Source organism: Spiroplasma citri (genome assembly GCF_001886855.1).
GTDB classification, from domain to species: Bacteria; Bacillota_I; Bacilli_A; order Mycoplasmatales; family Mycoplasmataceae; genus Spiroplasma; species Spiroplasma citri.
This window is the reverse complement of record NZ_CP013197.1, coordinates 624,214-639,792: the sequence shown is the minus strand read 5'-3', so window position 1 is coordinate 639,792 and position 15,579 is coordinate 624,214. Positions and strand designations below refer to the sequence as shown.

The window sequence follows — 15,579 nt, the reverse complement described above, 5'->3', positions numbered from 1 at the left end:
ATGAATGGTTAATGTTTAAAAAGCAAAAGCATTAACCTATAGCGTCTTCTTCCAATGGTAAGACGTAGAAACACTAGACCATATTACTAGTATATACAGATATATAATTTATTTTTATACTTATATCATAACTTCTTTTTTACCAAAAAGCAATTAAAATAAAAAAAAACAACCCGGGTGAGATTGTTTTTTAGGGTATCCATGAAGTATAAGATAATATAATACAAAGTATGGTCATATTGATAGGGCTAAACTTGTGCTGTTTATTATTAATTTAATAAAAGTACAATTCTTATACTTGCCTAGACATTTATTATTATATAGTTCAAAAAAAAAAAATTCAATAATATTTAAATAAATTTTTAATTTTTGTTAAATTTGCAAATTGTAATATAAAGGGCAACAAATTAATGAAAAAATAATGTTATTAATACTATTAAATTATCGTCTTTACTTTAATTGCGACATTTAATAGTCATATTAAATACTATTTTTAATACACTTCAACTTTATCAATTTTCAAATTTGTTCAAACATGATACAAAACTAAGAAAGAAAAAGTATATGATACTATTTGTATCTTTAAATATTCTCCTTCAAATCATAAATTTTTAATATATAACATTGCTTTTTGTTCTACATAAAAAAGAGGCATAAAAATACAATAGGAATATTCTAATAGAGATAAATTATTTTTATCAGAATTTAAATATTGGTTAATGTTTTCGGTATTAAATTTAATATTTGTTCTAGTATTAGATATTGTTGTTTCTTGGCCACCTGCAGAAGAATTAATATTATTAATTTTAATATGTTTATATTTTTTTCTAAATTCCTGTCAGGTATTAGCATAATCTGATCATTTAATTAAATTTATTGTGTTTCTTTATACTTTTGTATCATCAGTTATTGGTCCAATTACTTTTCAATTTAAATTTATATTATTTATTATTCTTTGATTTGTATTGAATTTAAATGTAAAAGTAGTCTTATTAGTAATAAAATCATTTAAGAATTCTTCTTTTGCAAAAATATTATTTAATAAATGACCTGTTGCAGTATCTTTTGTAATTTTATCAAAAATAAAATTTTGTTTAAAATTTGGATCAGAAAAAATTGAATGGTTTAAAAGATATGCGCTATTAAGAATGTGCTCCTTATCATTTATTTCAATATTCCCAATGTGAACTGTCGTTAAACCAAACTGTTGATTTATTTTATTTCATATTTCTTGTTTTTTCTCTTTTGATAGTGCAGTATATCCCAAAATATTATCTAAATCATTATTACTATAATCGTTAGGTAAATTATTTATTAAACTTGTTCATTTGCCATTAGCAGTTGGTTTTTCGTTTCTTGTTAATCATTTTTTAAATTTATTAAGAAGGGATGTCTTTTTTAATGTAAAAGAAACAATAATTCTATCAGAAAATAAATTATAAAGAATAGTTCCACCAGTTAAAATCCTAGCATCATCTGATGCAATCGGAAGCCATGTATCATCAGAAAAATGTATCGTCGGAGCATGATAAACTTTATCTAAGTTTCCAACAATAACAGCACTAATATCAGTAATTTGGTCAATAAAATTAATATCACTTTCTTTGATATGCAAATTATGACGAAGAAAAGCCAGTTTAATTGTTTCAGCATTATTATTAGGTAATTTTCCTAAATTAGTATTTGTTGTTAAAGAAGATAAAGTAAAATTATCTGATCTGTCCTGAAATTTACTTCAATGGGTGATTCAGCATTGTCAATATTAAACTCCCTTCCATTATATAGGGCTGTAGAATTAACAATATAAATTCTTGCAGTGATTTGATTTATATCTGATATCCTTAAATGTAATTGCAATTGTTTTATTAAAGGATTATCTTCTTGTAATTGGCTTAAAATTGTATGTGAAAAATTATTTTCAAGAGTTCCTAAATTTTGATTTGGAATAACCCTAGATAAAGTAACAACGGGATTATAATTAATTATAAAATCAAGATTATCAGGGATAACATCGGTTATCCTTTCTCCAACTCTGATATTATCTCGTAAATGTCCTCGCGCACTAGTTTGACCAATGTTATAAAAAACAAAGGCATTAAGAAAATCTGAGCGAGAAAAAATTGAGTGATTTAATGTCACTAAACGATTCCGAATATGTTCTTCATCAATATCAAAACATTCAATATTACCAATATTAACTGTTGATGCTAATTCTAACAATGACTTAGGAGCAGTTCTTTTCTTAATGTTATGATCTTTTATTTTAAAAATTACTTTTTTATTTAATAAATTTTGTGGATAAACTATAGAAGTTTTTTTACCCTTAAGATGTGCTCAAAAAGTATTGTTTGAAACATTTCAGATATTTCTGTTCTTGGATATTTTTGTTTTATTGCTTGCAAAATTGCTTCTCGTTTATTTTCTTTAATTTCACCGAGTTCTATTGATTCATTAAGTGGTTTTGTATAATCTAATTTTTGATTGCCATCTAATTGAAATGTTATTAATCCATCCTCATATAAATTTCTTGCCTTATCTTCAAATATTTGTTTATTTGCTTTATTTCTTATTTTGTTATTTATGTCATCATTATAAGAACTATTTGCCAATAAATTTGGAATAGTTCCAAAAATTATAGTTGTACTAATTAATAAGTTTAAAATTCTTCTCATTCTTTTTTTCCTTTCATCTTTTTATTAGTAAATAGTTAATTCCACAATGTTATAGCATAAAAAGATAAATTATTATTAAGTTAAACAAATTTTTTGCAATTTCCTTTATAATAAAGAAATAACTACTGAGCAAGGTAAAAAAAATTTTAGAATGAAAACAAAATAAAGCATATATTGATCCTAAAGGTTTATTTTTGTAATAAAGGTAAGCATCCGCAAAAACCTATTGAAGAAATTAATCGTTATTTAAGCGATTGATTCCCTAAAACCATTAATTTAAGGATTTATATTCACACAATTTACAATTTAAAACAAAATTGAAATGAAATTAGAACAAAACAATACAAATTATGAAAAAGCAATTTTAGTCTTGTATTTCTTTGTATTTAGTCGTATGATTATCTTGAAATTATTTTAAGGACTCCATGTAACAATTTTGTAATAAATAAAGTATTGATTATTTATAGTGAAATTTTAACTACCCTCCTGGTGTTTAGAATTTCCCCCACCATTATTTACTGTAACATAACAAAAATATTAAAAAGATAAGGACGTGCAAAAAAATGAATAAACGAAATAATACTCGAAAAGTAATGGTTGGTAATGTTCAAATTGGCGGCCAAAATAAAGTTGTTATTCAATCAATGACTAATACGAAAACACACGATGTTGAATCTACTTTAACACAAATCAATCAACTATATCAAGAAGGTTGTGAAATTATTCGAATTGCTGTATTAGGAAAAGATGATGCTGCTGTCTTAAAAACAATTGTTGAACGTTCTCCTTGCCCATTAGTTGCGGACATCCATTTTAATTATGAATTTGCTTTAATCGCTGCTGATTCTGGTATTAGTAAAATTAGAATTAATCCAGGTAACATTGGAAGTATAGAAAATACAAAAAAAGTTGTTGAAAAATGTCTTGAAAAAAAGATTCCAATTCGAATTGGGGTTAATTCTGGTAGTTTACCATTAGATCTTGTTAATAAATATGGTTGAACTCCTAAAGCAATGATTGAAAGTGCTCGCCGTCATATTGAAATTTTAGAGCACCTTGGTTTTTATGATATTATTTTATCTTTAAAAGCAACTGAACCATTAATGGCAATTGAAGCTTATACCTTAGCTAGCCAAGAATGAAATTATCCCCTTCATTTAGGAATTACTGAAGCTGGCAGCCATCATACAGGAACAATTAAATCATGTAGTGGTTTATCACCGCTCCTTTTTAATGGCATTGGTGATACGATTCGGATTAGTTTATCAACTGATCCAATAGCCGAAGTTGAAGTTGCTAAACGAATGTTAAATTCACTAGGGCTTTATGATAACATTGTTGATGTGATTGCTTGTCCAACATGTGGTCGTTTAGAATATGACCTTTTCCCTGTTGTAAAAGAACTAGAAGAATATACAAAAGCTTTAAAAATTCCATTAAAAATTGCTATTTTAGGTTGTGTTGTTAATGGTCCTGGAGAAGCTAAACAAGCTGATTTAGGAATTGCTGGTGGTAAAAATGGTGGAATTATTTTTAAAAAAGGTAAAATTTATAAATCATGTAAACAAGAAGAACTTGTTCCAGAATTAAAACTATTAATTGATGAGTATTATCAAGAATGACAACAAAAAACATTCAGCAATAATAAAACCTTTTATGATAAAATAAAAAGTGGAAAGAAAATAGAGGTGAATGATATGAATATGTGTTGTCCCGCAAAAAACCATGATTGTTTTTCATGTCGTACTTGTAGTAAGCCAAAGGTTGGTTGTCGTTCTTGCTTAATTTGTATTTCTTGTACAGATTGTGTTAATAAAAAATGTGAGTATTGTAAAAATAAACGTTAAAAACCTAGGTAATTACCTATTTTTTTTAATTTGAAATTAATTGATTATATGGAAATTCATTTAGTAAAAAATCAAATCAACCTGGATTTGGATTTATATAAGGATAAATTCGTTCAAATTGTTCTAAAGCACTATCAAAGTCATCATCATTAATGTACCCTTTTGCTACTAAATACATAAAAACAATTGATGCACTGCGGTTAATTCCTCAAATACAATGGACATAAATTTTTTTATTTTTAATATTATTATCAATAATCTTTAATGCTTGAATCACAACATTAGTATCTAATTCTTGTAATGTTGGATAATCCTTAAAATTAAAATAAACATGTTTGTCATCAATTCAAAGATATTCTTGATTATCATTTTTAATATTATATTTTTGAATTTGTTCACGATAAATTTCTTCAGCACAACTAATTACTAATGCAGCATCTTGTGGAACACTATGACGGTCACCAAGATACAAATTATCGATAATTTTCTTTGCGGACATTTTTATTCTCCTAAATCTATTTTTATTTTACCCTTTTGTTGAAATGGATCAGTAAAATTTTTTGCCTTAATCATTGCAATTTCATCCTTATAAGGAGCAACCGCATGCTTCTTTTCTCCAACATATGGTGTTTCTAAAATCTTAATCATCCCATCTAATTTAGGATGATAAATTATTTTTAAAAGGGTTTCAAACCCCAAGTAACCATAGCCAATATTTTCGTGGCGATCCTTATGGGCATTTAAAGGATTTTTACTGTCATTAATATGTAAACATAATAACCGGTTTAAACCAATTAATTGCTCAAACTCTATAATAATATCATCTAACGCTTCTGTCAAGCGATAACCAGCATCATGCATATGACAAGTATCTCAACAAACCCCTAATTTATCATTTAATTTAACATTATCAATAATATATTTTAGTTGGGCAAAACTTGTTCCTAATTCGCTCCCCTTACCAGCCATTGTTTCTAAAGCAATTTTTGCTTTTTGATTAGGTGTTAAAACTAAATTTAATCCTTCAATAATTTGATCTAATCCAACTTGTTCTGGCGCGCCAACACCACTTCCAGGATGTAAAACAATTGTTTTAATTCCAATTTCATCAGCACGAGTAATTTCATTTTTTAAAAACTCAACAGCTATTTCAAAAGTACTAGGATTAGTTGTGTTCGCTAAATTAATAATATAAGGAGCATGAATAATAATATTATTAATATCAAAATGATGTTTTTTTAATTGTTGATAAAATTCTGGAATAAAAAATTGTTCAGTACTAACACGAATAGTATTTTGGGGTGGTCCTGTATATATCATCATTGCATTAGCATTATTATTTAGACTTTCATTTAAGGCACCCAGCAAATAATTTTGCTGCTTGTTCATACTAACGTGACTCCCAATAATTAAATTATAATCTTTCATTCTAAGGTCTCCCTTTCTTTCTAATCAATTTTATAATATCATATATAAGATAAGAAAAATAACTTATTATTTATGAAAGGATCAAAATGATTAACGAAAAAAGCATTGAAAAAATTAAGTTAACAATTACTCAAATTTATCAAAAAATTATTACTAAAAAAAGCGATAAAATTGTGGCTTGACAAGGAATTAATTTATTATGCTTGCTAAGTTTAATTTTTAATTTTTTATTAACAATCTTTAATTTTGTTGCAGCATATAATCTGCATTTTACTATACAAAAAGCTGTCTTCTTACCCCTTGGTATTGTTTTTTTATTAATAACTTTAGTAAATTTTATCTTCTTAATTTTTATTAGAAAACGTCAAAAAAGATTAATTAATCAACTTAAAATTAATTTAAATAAAACCTTATTAATTAATACCTATAATGATATCTTTAAAACAATTTTCAAAACATTAACAATTACCGATATTAGTTCTCAATGAACAATTAAACCAGTTAATTTACCTCACCTATCTGATTTTAAAGTAAATGATAATATTATCATTGGCCAATATCACGGTTATAATTTTAATTTTGGTTCTATTAATCAAGCAACAACTACTGTTGTTGATAATCTCCAACCAAATTTAATTTCAAAACCTTATAACCTGCAATATTACCGTTATTTATTTTTAACAATAACTTCTCCTTCTCTTAATGACCGAAATTTTGAAATTACACGAAAAAATAAACATCAAAAAAATAACTTAACTTTTGATAACTTTTTTTGGTATGACCAAACCAATGCGCATTTAACATTACCTCTTAAAAATCGTATTTTAGAAAATATGAAAACAACAAAAATGATTCCAAATATTAAAGTAACCAAGCAAACATGCTCACTCCAGTTAGCAACTAGTTCAATAAATAATAGTAAAGATAATTATAATAGTTTATTAAATATCAAAATTAGTTTAAACAAAAAAATTATGGTAAAGAATATTTTACTAATGTTAAACCATGACTATGAAATATTACAAAAAGGCTTTGTTTGATTCAATTTAATTGTAAAAAAAGATTAATACTTATCAATTTTATAATTAGCAATAAGTTTATCCAGTTTATGAGATAAAATTTTAGCTTCTGGATCTGAAACAACAATCGCAGCTTTAATTTTTTTATATTCTAAAACTGAGGTGGAAACAATTATCACTTCATTATTAATATCATTGCCTTCATAATGATCACGTGCTGGCAGACGAATAATATCATTAGGATAATGAACATATTGTAGTCCTGAAACAACAGCATCTGCTTTTGAAGTAATAACCATTAAACTACGATATTTAAATTTTGGGAAGATAATATCAATTGTGATTGCTTGGACTACAACAAATAAATATGAAGCAAATAATGCAGGACCAAAGAAGTATTTAATTTTATGACTAGTGAAATCACTATCATATAAACCGCCATCATCAATTTTAAAACCAAGACGTTGAATTTGCTCAATATTGGCTGCTCAGTATTTTCCAAAATAAATACTTGTTAATTCACTACGACTTAATAATGTTGTATGAATTGCTAACATTACTACAATAATAATATAATTAACAATTCGATTATAATTAGCAATTGAAATTTTCTTCTTGGCTGAATAATAAGCAAAAACAAAATCAGTTCCGGCTGTTGATGCTCCACCTTTATAAACTAAACCATAGGCAATGCCATTTAAAATCCCTGCTACAGCTGCAAAAACAAATAATCAAATTTGGTACATTCCACCATAGTTACTAAAAATATTTAAACTATTATAATTAACAATAAAAAATAATTCTTGTGGATTAATAACCGGAATATAAGCAAATGCAAAGTGGAAACCATTTTGCAAACCAATATAAACAATTGTTCGAAAGGAAAAACGAATCCCAATTTTAATAACACCAAAAATAAATAATGGTATATTAAATACAAAATAAAAAACTCAGTACATACTTGTTTGCATTTGTAACTGATCTTGATTTGGCCAAATTCCAACCGCAATTCCACGGGCAACCCCCCCAATTCCACTTGGAGTAATCCCATTACTTGTTGTTGCTGCAATAAAATAATCATAACTAGCCATTCCTAAAAAAGCAGCAAATATAATATAAGCATAATCACGGAATAAACGTGATTTAAAATAAGCTTTAAAACGTAAATTAAATTCTTTTCGTGAAATCCGTTCACGACTACGGGTTTTTCTTTCCGTTGTTTTCTCTTTCGGATAAAAATCTAATGTTTTGTTTTTAATACTATCAGGGCTAACTCCAGTGTTGTTACTATCTCCTTCTGCTGTTAAATCTTTTTCTTCTTCGTTAACCATTTTTTGTTATTCCATGCCCTTTCTTAACCTTAATTATTATTAATAAGTATAACATCATTTAAAAAATAAAAAACAACCTTTTGGTTGTTTTTTAATAAATTAATTAATAATTAATTATTCACTTTTTAAACGAATTGTAACTTTGAATGAACCAACTTTAATTGGATCATAATCATTTCTTGTAATATCAACAACAGTATAATCTCGTTGTAGTTTTTGATTTAAAGCCACAAATTTAACACCTCTGTTTGCTCCTTTGTTTGAAGGAATAAACACTGAAATTTTTCGATAATCTAATGCTGGGATTGTCATGTAAATAACAATTTGTTGATATGGTGAGTCAACATCTTTCAATGCTTCATTTAAATATTTAACAAATTCATTACTTACTAATTGTGTTCCAAAGTTTTTATCTTCAACAAATTCATGTGATTGGTTATGGGTAATGTAAAATGAAATTCTTGCATCACAATTTACTAATAAGTATTTTTCTGGTACTGTTGCACCATTATATGTATATGATGATTTATCTTGACATTTTTCAGCAATGGCTGCAGCAATTTCATTTGCAACTGTTTCAATTTTATATAATTTTTCATTATTTAAATCATATTTTGCTGATTTATTTCATAATAATTCATCATCATTAACACGAACTTGTTCTAAAAATAATAATTTACGTAATCATTTTTTAGGAGCATTTTTTCATTCATCCTCTCCTAAAATTACTTTACTTGGTCCTTCTGCTTCTTTTGTTTTTGAACGGATTACTTGAATAATATCTAATGCAACAGGAGTTTTTTCTTGTTTATCAACTAACATTAATGAAGGCCCAAATCCTGATAATACTTTATGTGTATTTGGTTTAAATAATTTAATTCATTGGTCATGTTTAATTTCAAATAATTCATTAATTGAATCTAAATCATCTTGTGAACATTGTGATAAATCAATAATATAATTTGAACTTAATAAGTTAAATAATCTTCTTAATAAGTATTTTAATGTATTAACTGTTTCATACATTTTAAATTTATGGATTGGATCATTATCTCATGGTGATAATGCATTATTATAAATAATTTTTAAAGCAATATAATTAATACTTGATTTTTTAGCAACTTGCGCAATTGCCCCTGCTTCAGTATCAATTACATCAATAGTATGCCCATATTTATCAACCATTTCCTTAAATTGTTTTGAGTTATAAATCAACATATCTGCTGTTCCAGTAACTCCTTCTGTTAACCCCAATTTAAAGTCTTTAACAACTTTAGCGAATTCACCATCGAATTGGAATGATTCAGGTTCATTAACAATTTGTCCATATTTAATATCTTTAAAAACTGTTAAGTCAGCATCACGATAAATAAATTTTGTTGAGATAGTTGTATCTCCTGTATCATGCTTATCGTTTGTTGACAATGCTAAGTCTACATTTAAAATTGTTTGTAAACCAGGATATTTTTCTAATAAGTAAGTAATAGTCATTGCAGCATTTGCTTTACCATATCCTACTGTTGCTATAATAAAAGTTTTTCCATGGTATTTAACATGTTGAATTACACAGTTCTTTCACCAATATTTTTTTACTGTTTTAATACTGTGCTTATCTTTCATCGTAAAATATGCTGTTGAAATTACGCCGATCATTTATTTTCCACCTCTATTTTCATATTTAATTTCCAAAAATTATTTATTTTTAGTGCATCTTACTATAATTAATATTTGATTATATGCAAAATACAACTATGATTATTGTATCGTATTTTTCCTTAATTATCAATGACAAATATTAAAATGTTTAAAATTGTTAAAATTATAAAAATTATTTTGTTTTTAATTTCTAAAATAAATAAAAATTATTTTCTGTAATTAAATTTAAAATAAAAATTATTTTTATTAGGATTAAATATTATACATATAAAATTTCATTATTGTGTGCTATTTCTGTATCATCATTGTTATTTAATTCTTGAAATAACCTATTTTCTCCTCTTGTTCCTTGAGCAATCTGATAACTATCTAAACTAATTTTAATAATATCAAAAAAAGTAATTAAAATTAACGATCCAACTATTCAAGCACCGCCACCAATTAAATTTTTTTATTGTTCTAATGATAATAATTTCATTTGTAATTAAACAAATAATATTTGTTCATAATTAGCATTATTTAAATTATTATGTTTATCTGATCATGTTAAATGATGGCCACTTCCTGCTTTATAACTACCTTCTGTTAGATTTTTTTGCTGAGTCGCAAACGCAATTGAAAAACCAGTCGTAATTAAACTAGTTAGTGAGTTACTACATGCATTAATTATTGCAGCAATCCCCGATAATAAAGCACCAGACATTTTGACCCCACTGATTTGTTTCATTTGTTTTATTGTTAATTCTGTCATTTTTACCTCCTCTTTAATAACTTAACAAATTTACCTTGATTATTCCTTTTTTTATTTATTAAATATAATAAAAAGCGCTTTTATAGTACTTCTTTTAGTGTTATTGGATTTAGTATTCCAAATCCAGTTGCAAATACTTTACATCAAAATCAAGATAAAAATATGATGGTTATTTCATCAAATGAAAAACAAAAGGAAGCAAATAAGCAATTTGGAATAAAAATAGAATATAAAAATATAAATGAGGATTTAAAACCTAATGATTATTATCAAAAAATAAAAAAAATTAAAACAAGAAATTGAAAAAAGTTACAACAAAGTAGTTGTAGGATAAACATTGCAAATAATGATAATACCTTTTTCATTTCTTTTTTTCCTTTCATTTTTGAATAAAAAAGTTGCAAAACAATGTTGCAACTTCTAATTTAATTATCCTTGCGCTTTTTCTGTTAACTCATTAACTTTTTCTTGCAACTCTTTATTTCTTGCTTCTAAAGTAGTTTTCACTTCTTTAAGACTAGCTATTTTATCTTGCAATTCTTTAACTAAATTAGCATTTTCTGAATTACTTGTCAATTCATCAATTTTACTTTGTAACTCTTTATTATTTCCTTCTAAAGTTGCTTTATCTTGCTCACTAGTTTCTAAGTTAGCTTTCAACTCAGCAACTTCTGCTTCCAACGCAGTAACTTTTTCTTGCAACTCTTTATTTTGACTTCCATTTTCTAATTTTTCTTTTAAACTTTCAATTTCATCTAATTTAGTTTTTAAGTCAACTTCTAAAGTATTTTTTTCCTCAATAACTTTTTCTAACTTAGCTTCAACCTCTTTCTTATCTTCTTCTAAAGAAAGTTTATCTTGCTCACTAGCTGCTAATTTAGTATTCAGATTAGCAACCTGTGAATTTAAATTATTAATTTCTTTTGACTTATCTTTTAAATTAGTTTCTAAAACAAGTTTTTCTTCAGTAATTGTATTTAATTTAGCTTCAACTTCTTTCATTTTTTTGTTCTAAAGAAAGTTTATTTTGTTCACTAGCTACTAACTTAGCTTTTAAGTCAGCAACTTCTGCTTCTAATGTAGTAACTTTTTCTTGTGATTCTTTTGTTACCTTACTAATTTCTGCTGTTTTTAGTTCTAATTCTACTTTTAGACTAATATTTTGACTTGTTGCATCAAGAATTTGTTTGTCTAATCCTTCTTTAACTTGCTGCATCGTTAGTAATTCTGATTCAAGAACTTTCTTACTTTGTTCTAAAGTAGTTTTTTCCTGCTCACTCTCTCTAATTTTTGTTCAAAGAACATTAATTTCTAAACTTAATTTTTCAATTTTTGCTTCAGTATCATAAATTACTGGAATAAAATCTTTTAATTTTGGTTACCCAACATTAATAGTTAAATAATTATTCTTTCAATCAAAAGATTTTTCACCATAACTTCATTCTCTTGAGAATTTATTATTATTTTCAAAATTGTAAGGATTCATCGCATATCCTGCTGGAATAGCAGTCGATCTAATTGCTAGTGTACTTAATAAACTTAAAAGTTTTTTCATTTTTATACTCCTTCCTTTCTTAGATTACACCAAGATAACTCTATGATATAATCAAAACCAAGAAAATAATTTTCCGTTTTTAAGTTTTTAATAATTTTTTTATTATTTATTCTACAGTTAAAATTTTAACTTTATAAGGTTCTTGAATTCCCTTAATTTCAATTAAATCGCCAGCTTTTTTCCCAATAATAGCTTTTGCAATTGGTGATTCATTTGAAATTGTATTTTCAAAAGGATTAGCCTCAACAGCACCAACAATTTTAAGTTCATATTTTTTATTAATTAATAAATTAGTAAACGTTACTGTACTTCCTAACTTAATAATTCCTGTTTTTGATTTAACTTCCTTAATTTCTTTTGCTTTTGTTAATAATGATTCAATTTCTTTAATTCGTCCTTCAACTTCCGCTTGACGGTTTCGTGCTGCATCATAATCAGCATTTTCTGATAAGTCTCCCTGTGCACGAGCTTCTTTTAACTCTTCAATCACTTCGGGACGAATAACATTAATTAAATTATCTAATTCTTCTTTTAAGTCTTTAATTCCCTCTTTAGTTAACAAAATTTCTTCATTCATGGTGTTCTCTCCGTTCCTCTCTGTTTTTAATTCCAACAATGATTATTATACCTTAAAAAAGACAATAATAATGGAGTTTTTTATTTTTTATCAAGTAATAAAGCCTTAATTTTTGTTGCAATCATATCAATTGCGATTTCATTTCCTTCATAATATGGCACAATAATATCGGTTATATTTAATACTTGGCTCAACAAAATATTCATGCATTGGTTTTACTGTTGTTAAATACTGATTAATAATACTTTCAACTGTTCGCCCTCGTTCTGATAAATCACGCGTTAAACGTCGAATAAAACGAATATCATCTTCTGTTTTAATAAAGATTTTAATATCCGATAATTTGCGAATTTCTTCTAATGCTAAACCTAAAATACCATCAAGGATAATCACATCACCGCTTTTTATTTCCGTTGTTTGTATTGAGCAATTAGAAATTGGGAAATCATAATTTAGCATTTGAATGTTCTGATGATTTTTTAAGAGTTGTAAATGATTAACTAATAATTCTAAATCAAGGGCATTTGGATGATCAAAATTAATTTTTTTCGTTCTGCTAATGTCAAATCATCTAATTTTTTATAATAATGATCCATCTTTAAATAAACTATCTTTTTTCCTTGCAAAATTTCAGCAATTTTATTAGCAGCTGTTGTTTTGCCACTTGCAGTCCCGCCAGTAATAGTAGCTAATTGCACTTTATTTTTTGGTTTTGGTTGCATTTAACTCCTCCTCTTATTCTTTTTATTTTAGTATATCATAAAGCAAAACAACTTAACTTTCGTTAAATTGTTTGACTATTCTTCATTCGCTGGTTCATCTTTTTCCTCATCAAGACTATTACTTTTTTTCAACAATAAGATTTAGTTCCGTGAGCAAATGTTCTGCATCTTGATAATTAATATTAGTTTTTGCTTGATATAATGCTTGATTTCGTTTTAAATAATTTTTAATTTCGTGACGAATTTCTAATGAAACATATTTTCAATCATCTCTAACTTCAAATTCAGCATCTAATTTAGCTTGCAATTCAGGTTGTTCTTTCATTCGGCGAAGATATTTTGCACGATAATAAGTAAAATATCAAATTGTTGCAAAACTAACAGAAAAGGCAACAAATGCTAACTCAATTGCTGCTCCAATAATTGCACTATCTCGTTTTCTTCCATCTGAAATAACAATATTATTGATTAAACTATAATAATGTCATCCAAAAACAAAAGTTAAAATAACAAAGACAATTGGAAAGGCAAGATATTCTCATACTCGCATCTTAATTTTACGTTGATAAGCTAATTTTAGTATCACAGCAATTACCATACCATAAATAAAAATTGTAATAGCTGATGATGCTTCAGTTAATGATGAAACATTAAATGGTTGCTGATAAGTCATTGTTTCTGCTGGGATTGCCATAAAACCAAATTGTTTTGTTAAACTAAACCCTTTAATAATATCGGGGATTGCTAACCAAATAAAAATCATTAAACTTGTAATAACTAAGTTTAAAATTGAGGCACGAATTGGTATTCCATCTTTATTTAACTTACGCAAATGATCTGGTAAATACCCTTCGGCCCATAATGGTTGTAATGAAGTTCCCCCGTATAAATCATTTTGCATTGCAACATTTATTTTCAATGCTAAAGCACTAATAATCATATTAATAATTGGGCCACCATATAAAATAATCTTATTTTTAAAACCTAAACTTCATGTTCCCATTTGCATATTTTGAACAAATTTAGTAAAAACAGCAAAGAAAATAATTGAAATAACAATATAAAAAATTGTACTAATTAACATAATTAGTGTAATTGCACGGCCAATATTTTTCTCTGGATTACTAATATTTTTCCCAGCAGTTGAAAAGACTTCAAACCCAGCAAAGAAGAAAAAGCATGAATTAAAAGTTTTAATAAATCCTGGCAACGAGAAATTCGTATGATGTCCTCAATAACTTAAATTTTCACCACCATGTTGAACTGACAATACTAAACCAGCTAAAATTAAAAATCCAGCTGTAACTCATTTAATAATACCAGTTCCATTCGCTAATTTTTTATATAATTTCATCCCCCAAAAAATAATTCCTGCTGCTGACATATAAATAGCAATTCCAATAAAATCTAATCATAAGTCACCAAATGACCCTCAGTTTGCAGCATACCAAGGGACAGTAATACTTTTATCTGGATTTATTTTTGAAACTCAATCTGCTCCAAATGAACCACGAATCAACATCATTACTTGAATTGTAATTAAAAATGGTAAGGCAACATATTGCATAAAAGCAACAAAAATTCCCCAAAATTTACCAAAACTTGTTCTAACATAAATATATGAAGCTCCATTATTATTAGAATGATGAACTATAGCCATTTTAGCAAATGCTCACGCACATATTCCTGCGATCAAACCTTCAACTGCAAATAATCAAATAACATGAATTCCAATTGAGTCAGGTTGTGAGATATTTGATAAAATAGCAAAATTACCTATAAAACCAATTACAACAGTATAATTAAAGCCTAATCAAACAAAATCTGCTAAACTAAATTTCTTATTTTGTTCTTTTTTAAGCATAAAATAGTTTTTTCCTTTCTTCTAAAAAACTTGGTTAATATTTAATTGATGATATATTCACATAAAAATTAAATTATAACACTCAAATTATTTAAATTTTTTATAAATAATTTATCTCTAATTATAACAAATAGGAAAAAATTACAAGTAGAATTAA

General features: G+C 26.3%; 14 protein-coding genes, 2 pseudogenes and 1 riboswitch. Of the genes and pseudogenes, 2 read left to right on the top strand and 14 right to left on the bottom strand.

What is annotated here, in order from left to right; translation table 4 throughout:
- Nucleotides 1-19 precede the first annotated feature (19 nt).
- Nucleotides 20-119: riboswitch (purine riboswitch) on the bottom strand.
- Nucleotides 120-886: 767 nt separating this feature from the next.
- The 3 genes from SCITRI_RS11325 to SCITRI_RS11315 form a co-directional block, all read right to left on the bottom strand.
- Entirely contained in the window at nt 887-1,615 is a 729-nt protein-coding gene (locus tag SCITRI_RS11325) for a hypothetical protein (RefSeq protein ID WP_237238076.1), read from the bottom strand.
- 74 nt (nt 1,616-1,689) lie between these two features.
- Nucleotides 1,690-2,220 (bottom strand): hypothetical protein, encoded by a 531-nt coding sequence (locus SCITRI_RS11320; RefSeq protein WP_237238075.1) that lies wholly within the window; start codon nt 2,218-2,220, stop codon nt 1,690-1,692.
- 83 nt (nt 2,221-2,303) lie between these two features.
- Nucleotides 2,304-2,672 carry a hypothetical protein gene (locus SCITRI_RS11315; RefSeq protein ID WP_237238073.1) on the bottom strand — a complete coding sequence of 123 codons (369 nt, stop codon included), beginning with the start codon at nt 2,670-2,672 and terminating at the stop codon, nt 2,304-2,306.
- Nucleotides 2,673-3,235: 563 nt separating this feature from the next.
- On the opposite strand from SCITRI_RS11315, the pseudogene ispG reads away from it, so the two are divergent.
- Nucleotides 3,236-4,300: pseudogene (gene ispG / locus SCITRI_RS03420) on the top strand (flavodoxin-dependent (E)-4-hydroxy-3-methylbut-2-enyl-diphosphate synthase); the annotation flags it as partial.
- A 244-nt stretch (nt 4,301-4,544) separates the two neighbouring features.
- On the opposite strand, the gene SCITRI_RS03415 reads toward ispG, so the two are convergent.
- Entirely contained in the window at nt 4,545-5,018 is a 474-nt protein-coding gene (locus tag SCITRI_RS03415; RefSeq protein ID WP_071937226.1) for a dual specificity protein phosphatase family protein, read from the bottom strand.
- 2 nt (nt 5,019-5,020) lie between these two features.
- Nucleotides 5,021-5,947 carry a deoxyribonuclease IV gene (locus tag SCITRI_RS03410; protein ID WP_071937225.1) on the bottom strand — a complete coding sequence of 309 codons (927 nt, stop codon included), beginning with the start codon at nt 5,945-5,947 and terminating at the stop codon, nt 5,021-5,023.
- Nucleotides 5,948-6,033: 86 nt separating this feature from the next.
- On the opposite strand from SCITRI_RS03410, the gene SCITRI_RS03405 reads away from it, so the two are divergent.
- Nucleotides 6,034-7,014: a hypothetical protein gene (locus tag SCITRI_RS03405; RefSeq protein WP_071937224.1), complete on the top strand. Its 981-nt coding sequence runs from the start codon at nt 6,034-6,036 to the stop codon at nt 7,012-7,014.
- On the opposite strand, the gene SCITRI_RS03400 is transcribed toward SCITRI_RS03405, so the two are convergent.
- The 9 genes and pseudogenes from SCITRI_RS03400 to SCITRI_RS03360 form a co-directional block, all read right to left on the bottom strand.
- Nucleotides 7,011-8,297 carry a YitT family protein gene (locus SCITRI_RS03400; protein ID WP_071937223.1) on the bottom strand — a complete coding sequence of 429 codons (1,287 nt, stop codon included), beginning with the start codon at nt 8,295-8,297 and terminating at the stop codon, nt 7,011-7,013. The genes SCITRI_RS03405 and SCITRI_RS03400 overlap by 4 nt on opposite strands.
- 114 nt (nt 8,298-8,411) lie before the next feature.
- Nucleotides 8,412-9,950 (bottom strand): cytoskeletal motor fibril protein Fib, encoded by a 1,539-nt coding sequence (gene fib / locus SCITRI_RS03395; RefSeq protein WP_071937222.1) that lies wholly within the window; start codon nt 9,948-9,950, stop codon nt 8,412-8,414.
- A 487-nt stretch (nt 9,951-10,437) separates the two neighbouring features.
- Nucleotides 10,438-10,704: a bacteriocin leader domain-containing protein gene (locus tag SCITRI_RS03385; RefSeq protein WP_071937221.1), complete on the bottom strand. Its 267-nt coding sequence runs from the start codon at nt 10,702-10,704 to the stop codon at nt 10,438-10,440.
- A gap of 429 nt (nt 10,705-11,133) precedes the next feature.
- Complete coding sequence (locus SCITRI_RS11310; protein WP_237238067.1) at nt 11,134-11,706, bottom strand: hypothetical protein; 573 nt, start codon at nt 11,704-11,706, stop codon at nt 11,134-11,136.
- Nucleotides 11,687-11,920 carry a hypothetical protein gene (locus SCITRI_RS11305; RefSeq protein ID WP_237238066.1) on the bottom strand — a complete coding sequence of 78 codons (234 nt, stop codon included), beginning with the start codon at nt 11,918-11,920 and terminating at the stop codon, nt 11,687-11,689. The genes SCITRI_RS11310 and SCITRI_RS11305 overlap by 20 nt, the downstream gene beginning before the upstream one ends.
- A gap of 162 nt (nt 11,921-12,082) precedes the next feature.
- Entirely contained in the window at nt 12,083-12,259 is a 177-nt protein-coding gene (locus SCITRI_RS11300) for a hypothetical protein (RefSeq protein ID WP_237238065.1), read from the bottom strand.
- Between the two features lie 106 nt (nt 12,260-12,365).
- Nucleotides 12,366-12,836, bottom strand: coding sequence for a transcription elongation factor GreA (gene greA / locus SCITRI_RS03370; RefSeq protein WP_071937219.1), 471 nt, complete (start codon nt 12,834-12,836; stop codon nt 12,366-12,368).
- Nucleotides 12,837-12,916: 80 nt separating this feature from the next.
- Nucleotides 12,917-13,558, bottom strand: a pseudogene (udk, locus tag SCITRI_RS12435) (uridine kinase).
- Nucleotides 13,559-13,676: 118 nt separating this feature from the next.
- Complete coding sequence (locus SCITRI_RS03360) at nt 13,677-15,422, bottom strand: APC family permease (protein ID WP_157092849.1); 1,746 nt, start codon at nt 15,420-15,422, stop codon at nt 13,677-13,679.
- Between the last annotated feature and the right edge of the window lie 157 nt (nt 15,423-15,579).